The organism is Guyparkeria sp., assembly GCF_046540515.1.
Lineage (GTDB): Bacteria > Pseudomonadota > Gammaproteobacteria > Halothiobacillales > Halothiobacillaceae > Guyparkeria.
The window spans coordinates 1-5,596 of the sequence record NZ_JBKHFB010000094.1 but is presented as its reverse complement, the minus strand read 5'-3'; the positions used below and the strand labels follow the sequence as shown (position 1 = coordinate 5,596).

Sequence of the window (5,596 nt, the reverse complement as noted above, 5' to 3'; positions counted from 1 at the left end):
TGCAGTTGGTGCGCTTGATGTTGCCGGTCAGCTTGCGCAGCGCCTGGCTCATCAGGCGGGCCTGCAGACCGACGTGGCTGTCACCCATCTCGCCCTCGATCTCGGCCTTGGGTACCAGGGCGGCGACCGAGTCGACCACCACGGCATCGACCGCACCGGAGCGCACCAGCATGTCGGCGATCTCGAGCGCCTGCTCGCCGGTGTCCGGCTGGGAGACCAGCAGGTCGTCGACGTTGACGCCCAGCTTCTCGGCGTAGGTCGGGTCGAGGGCGTGCTCGGCATCGATGAACGCGCAGGTGCCGCCGGCCTTCTGCGCCTGGGCCAGCACCTGCAGGGTGAGCGTGGTCTTGCCCGAGGATTCCGGGCCGTAGATCTCGACCACACGACCGCGCGGCAACCCACCGATGCCGAGCGCGGCATCCAGCGAGATCGAGCCGGTGCTGATCGCCGGGACATTCCGTCGTCCCTCGTCGTTCATGCGCATCACCGCCCCCTTGCCGAACTGGCGTTCGATCTGCGACAGGGCGGCGCTCAGGGCCTTCTTGCGGTTCTCATCCATCAATCAACTCCCAACCCTTCGGGCTTGAAATGCAGGCAGTGAAACGCGGCCGGCCTCCCTGCCCACCGCCATAAAAACAGGTTCGGTCAGGCCGCCGGCAGGACCGCGCGGATCCGGTCGATGGCCTCGCGCAACGCATCCAGGCTGGTCGCGTAACTCAAGCGGACGTGCCCCGGTGCACCGAAGGCCGAGCCCGGCACCACGGCGACACCGGCTTGTTCGAGCAGGTGCTCGGAGAAGGCGACGTCGTCGTCGATCCCCAGCGCCTTCATGGCGGCCGAGACATCGGGAAAACTGTAGAAGGCACCCTGGCCCGGCAGGCACGAGACGCCCGGCAGTTCGTTGAGCGCGTCGACCACGTAGTCGTGTCGCTCGCGGAAGGCGCTCACCATCGCGTCGATTTCCGACTGGTCGCCGGCGATCGCCTCGCAGGCCGCCTTCTGCGCGATCGAGCAGGCCCCGGAGGTGCTCTGCGACTGCAGCACCTTCATCGCCTTGATCAGGTCGGCCGGGCCGGCGGCGTAGCCGATCCGCCAGCCTGTCATGGCGTAGGCCTTGCTCACGCCGTTGAGCACCACGGTGCGCGGCAGGAGATCCGGCGCCACCATGGCGATGTTCGAGAACGGCTCGTCCGCCCAGAGGATCTTCTCGTACATGTCGTCCGTGGCGATCACGATCTCGGGGTGGTCGCGCAGCACGTCGGCCAGCTGCCCCCAGTCCTCGCGGGTGTAGGCCACACCGGTCGGATTGGAGGGGCTGTTTAGCATCACCAGACGGGTCTTGTCGGTGATGGCCGCCGCCAGCTGACGCGGGCTCATCTTGAAGCCCTGGTCCTGGCCGGCGGAGACGATCACCGGCTCGCCGCCGGCCAGACGCACCATGTCCGGGTAGGAGACCCAGTAGGGCGCGGTGATGATGGCCTCGTCGCCGGGGTTGAGCAGGGCCTGGCAGAGGTTGAAGATGCTCTGCTTGCCGCCGGTGGAGACGATGACCTGGTCGAGGCCGTACTCGAGCCCCTGCTCGTTCTTGAGCTTGTCGGCAATTGCCTGACGCAGCTCGACGATGCCCTCGACCGCGGTGTAGCGCGTGAAGCCGTCGCGGATTGCCTGGATGCCCGCCTCGCCGATGTGCTTCGGGGTGTCGAAGTCGGGCTCGCCGGCACCGAGACTGATGATGTCGCGCCCCGCGGCGCGCAGCTCGGCGGCCTTGGCGGTGACGGCAAGTGTCGGTGACGGACGGACCCGGCGGACCCGGTCGGAAAGGTTCATGACGGCTGCTGACTCCCTGGTGGGCGTTCCTCGGGTCGCTCCTCGGCCGAGGGCGGGAACGCCGGACCACATTGAAATGATTCGGTCGGCATTTTACCGGAAACGCCGGCCGGTTTCGACGTGAGACGCCCGACGCCCGACCGCGTCAGCCGGCGGCCGCCAGTCGCTGACGCCGGAACTCGAACAGGCAGACGGCGGAGGCCACCGAGACATTCAGGCTCTCGACGCTCGGCGCCATCGGGATGTGGATCAGCTGGTCGCAGCGCTCGCGGGTCAGGCGGCGCAGGCCACCGCCCTCGGCGCCCATCACCAGGGCCACCGGCTCGCAGGCGAAATCGCTCTCGTAGAGGGAGACCGGCCCCTCGCCGGCGGCCCCGACGATCCACAGCCCGCGGGCCTTGAGGTCGGCGAGCGTGCGGGCGAGGTTGGTCACCTGGACGAAGGGCAGGCGCTCGGCCGAGCCGGCCGAGGTCTTGCGGGCCGCCGCCGTGAGACCGCAGGCTCGATCCTTGGGCGCGACCACCGCCAGCACCCCGGCAGCCTCCGCGGCCCGCAGGCAGGCGCCGAGGTTGTGCGGGTCGGTCACGCCGTCGAGGACCAGCAGCAGCGGTGGCTCGGCGCACCCCTCGAGCAGGGCGATCAGGTCGTTTTCGTCGCCGGCCTGGCTGAGCGCGACACGCGCGGCCACGCCCTGGTGACGCAGCGGCTTGCCGTCGCTGCGCAGCTTGTCGAACCAGGCCTCGTCGCGCGACTCGACCGTCACGCCCGCCCGCTCGGCCAGCGCCTGCAGACGACGGGCGCGACGATCGTCCCGGCCGGACAGCGCCACCCGCTCCACACGCTCGGGGCGCTCGCGCAGGGCGGCCTCGACGGCGTGGAAGCCGCCGATCCATTCGGGTTCGTCGGGTCGGGCCACGTCGCGGGTCAGTCAGACGGTGTCGAGACGGGATCGTCGCCCTTGCGCGCGCCCGTCTCGCCGGACTCGCCGCCCGACCGAGCGTCGCTCTGGTCCGCGCCGCCTTCACCCTTGGGCTTGCGACGACGCCGGCGGGGACGGCGCTTCTTGCCGCCACCGCCGCCTTCGTCCTCCGAGGCGCTGTCGTCCGAGTCGCCGGCGCCTTTCGGGGACTTGCCCTCGTCGCGGCGCGACTGGTCGTCACCCTCGCCTTCCTCGTCGTCCGGCAGCATGAAGTCGATCTTGCGCTCGTCGAGATCGACCCGCGCCACGCGGACATGGATGGTGTCGTTGAGCGCGTAGGTCTTGCCGCTGCGCTCGCCCTTGAGCGACACGCTGACCGGATCGAAGTGGTAGAAATCGCGCTTGAGGGCGGTGATGTGCAGCAGCCCCTCGACGAAGAAGTCCTTGAGCTCGACGAACAGACCAAAGCCCAGCACCGAGGCCACCCGACCCTCGTAGACGTTGCCGACCTTGTCGAGCATGAACTCGCACTTGAGCCAGTCGGTGGCGTCGCGCGTGGCCTCGTCGGCGCGGCGCTCGTTGTTCGAGCAGTGCTCGCCGACCAGGACCATCTCTTCCTGGCTGTAGGGGAAGTTCTCGGCGCTGCCGGTGCGCAGCACGTGACGGATGGCGCGGTGCACCATCAGGTCCGGGTAACGGCGGATCGGCGAGGTGAAGTGCGCGTAGTGCTCGTGGGCGAGGCCAAAGTGGCCGAGGTTGTCCGGGGCGTAGACCGCCTGCTGCAGGGAACGCAGCAGCAGGGTCTGGATGGTGGCGAAGTCCGGACGCCCCTTGGCCTCCTCGATCAGGGCGTTGAAATCCGCCGGGGTCGGCTTCTCGCCGCCGCCGAGGGTCAGGCCCTTTTCCTTGAGTGCGGCGCGCAGGTCGTCGATCTTCTCGGCGCCCGGGCGGTCGTGGACGCGGTAGAGCGAGGGGATCTTGCGCCGAGCGAGGAAGCGGCCGGCGGCGACGTTCGCCGCGATCATGCACTCCTCGATGATCTTGTGTGCGTCGTTGCGCTCGTAGGGCACGATCGCCTCGATCTTGCGGTTCTCGCCGAAGACGATCTTGGTCTCGATGGTGTCGAAGTCGATCGCCCCGCGCGACTCGCGCTCGGCGCGCAGCACCTTGTAGAGCTCGTGCAGCGCCTCGAGCGGCTTGATCACGTGACGGTGCTTGTCGCGCTCGGCCTGGTCGTTGTCGAGCAGCATGGCCGCGACGTTGTCGTAGGTCAGGCGCGCGTGACTCCGCATCACGCCCTCGAAGAAGCGCGAGCGGATGATCTGGCCCTGAGCGTTGATCAGCATCTCGGCGCACAGGCAGAGGCGATCGACGTCCGGGTTCACCGAGCACAGGCCGTTGGAGAGGATCTCGGGGAGCATCGGCACCACGCGCCCCGGGAAATACACCGAGGTCGCACGGCGGAAGCCTTCCTCGTCCAGCGCCGAGCCGATGCGCACGTAGTGCGAGACGTCGGCGATCGCCACCAGCAGGCGGAAGCCCTTCGGGGTCGGCTCGCAGAAGACCGCGTCGTCGAGGTCCTTGGAGTCCGAGCCGTCGATGGTGACCAGCGGCACGTCGCGCAGGTCGACCCGGCCGATCTTGTCCGCCTCGGCGACCTCGTCGCTCATGTTCTCGATGTGCCGCTTGACCGGCTCGGGCCACTCGTGGGGAATGCCGTGGGCGCGGATGGCGACGTCGATCTCCATGCCCGGCGACATGTGATCGCCCAGCACCTCGATGACCTTGCCGACCGGCTTGTGCCGCTGGGTGGGCTGCTCGACCAGCGCGACCCGAACGATCTGCCCGTCGGTCGCCCCGCCGAGCGCCTCCATCGGGACGAGCACGTCCTGGGTCATGCGTTTGTTGTCGGGGATGACGAAGGCCACACCGGCCTCGATCACCAGCCGACCGACGACCTCCGCATTGGCCCGCTCGATCACCTCGACCAGCGCCCCCTCGGGGCGACCGCGACGGTCCTCGCCGACCACCTGCACCACGGCGCGGTCGCCGTGCAGCAGCGCACGCATGACGCGCGGCGAGAGGAAGACGTCGTTGCCGCCCTCGTCGGGCACCAGGAAACCGAAGCCGTCGCGGTGACCGATCACCCGGCCGCGCACCAGTTCCGCCTTGGTCACCGGCACATAGCCGCCGCGGCGATTGCGGATGGCCTGGCCGTCGCGCTCCATGGCGCGCAGGCGGCGGCGCAGGCCCTCGATGCGCTCCTCGTCGCCGTCGTAGCCGAGCTCCGCGATCAGCTTGTTGAGCGTGATCGGTCCGTCCTGCTTGCCCAAGAGATCGAGCAGGAACTCGCGGCTGGCGACGGGATTGTCGTATTTCTCGGCCTCGCGCGGGGCGTTCGGGTCTTCGAGGTTTGTATCGGTCATGAATACCTGGGGGAACGAAAATTCGGGGGATCCGTCGGCGTGGCATGAATCACCGCACGACGTCAATCCCGGCATGATAAAGCAAAAGCCGCCGGAAAGCCGAGGTGCCAGCATTTATACTGCGGGCTATGTCAGAACACCGTTTCCAGATCGCAACAGACTACCAGCCGGCCGGCGACCAGCCCCGTGCCATCGAGACGCTCGTCGAGGGCCTCAACGACGGGCTGATGCACCAGACCCTGCTCGGGGTGACCGGCTCGGGCAAGACGTTCACGATGGCCAACGTCATCAGCGAGGTGCAACGCCCGGCCATGGTGCTCGCGCCCAACAAGACGCTGGCCGCCCAGCTCTACGGCGAGCTCAAGGGCTTCTTCCCGCACAACGCGGTGGAGTACTTCGTCTCCTACTACGACTACTACCAGCC

Annotated in this window: 5 protein-coding genes; 1 reads left to right on the top strand and 4 read right to left on the bottom strand. The window is 68.5% G+C overall.

Translation table 11 applies throughout. From position 1 onward, the window contains the following. The 4 genes from recA to rnr form a co-directional block, all read right to left on the bottom strand. Positions 1-559: recombinase RecA (recA, locus tag ACLFRM_RS08850; protein ID WP_410755376.1), on the bottom strand; the 559-nt coding region annotated here is incomplete at its 3' end. An 86-nt stretch (positions 560-645) separates the two neighbouring features. Continuing rightward, positions 646-1,827: a pyridoxal phosphate-dependent aminotransferase gene (locus tag ACLFRM_RS08845; RefSeq protein WP_410755375.1), complete on the bottom strand. Its 1,182-nt coding sequence runs from the start codon at positions 1,825-1,827 to the stop codon at positions 646-648. A gap of 145 nt (positions 1,828-1,972) precedes the next feature. Continuing rightward, positions 1,973-2,743, bottom strand: a complete 771-nt coding sequence (gene rlmB / locus ACLFRM_RS08840) for a 23S rRNA (guanosine(2251)-2'-O)-methyltransferase RlmB (protein ID WP_410755374.1) — start codon at positions 2,741-2,743, stop codon at positions 1,973-1,975. Positions 2,744-2,751: 8 nt separating this feature from the next. Next, entirely contained in the window at positions 2,752-5,172 is a 2,421-nt protein-coding gene (gene rnr, locus ACLFRM_RS08835) for a ribonuclease R (protein ID WP_410755373.1), read from the bottom strand. 128 nt (positions 5,173-5,300) lie between these two features. On the opposite strand from rnr, the gene ACLFRM_RS08830 reads away from it, so the two are divergent. Continuing rightward, positions 5,301-5,596: DEAD/DEAH box helicase family protein (locus ACLFRM_RS08830; protein WP_410755372.1), on the top strand; the 296-nt coding region annotated here is incomplete at its 3' end.

What these genes read in the sequence shown, in the direction of transcription:
- ACLFRM_RS08845 (WP_410755375.1), bottom strand. Translation starts at nt 1,827, where the DNA reads ATGAACCTTTCCGACCGGGTCCGCCGGGTCCGTCCGTCACCGACACTT.
- rnr (WP_410755373.1), bottom strand. Translation starts at nt 5,172, where the DNA reads ATGACCGATACAAACCTCGAAGACCCGAACGCCCCGCGCGAGGCCGAG.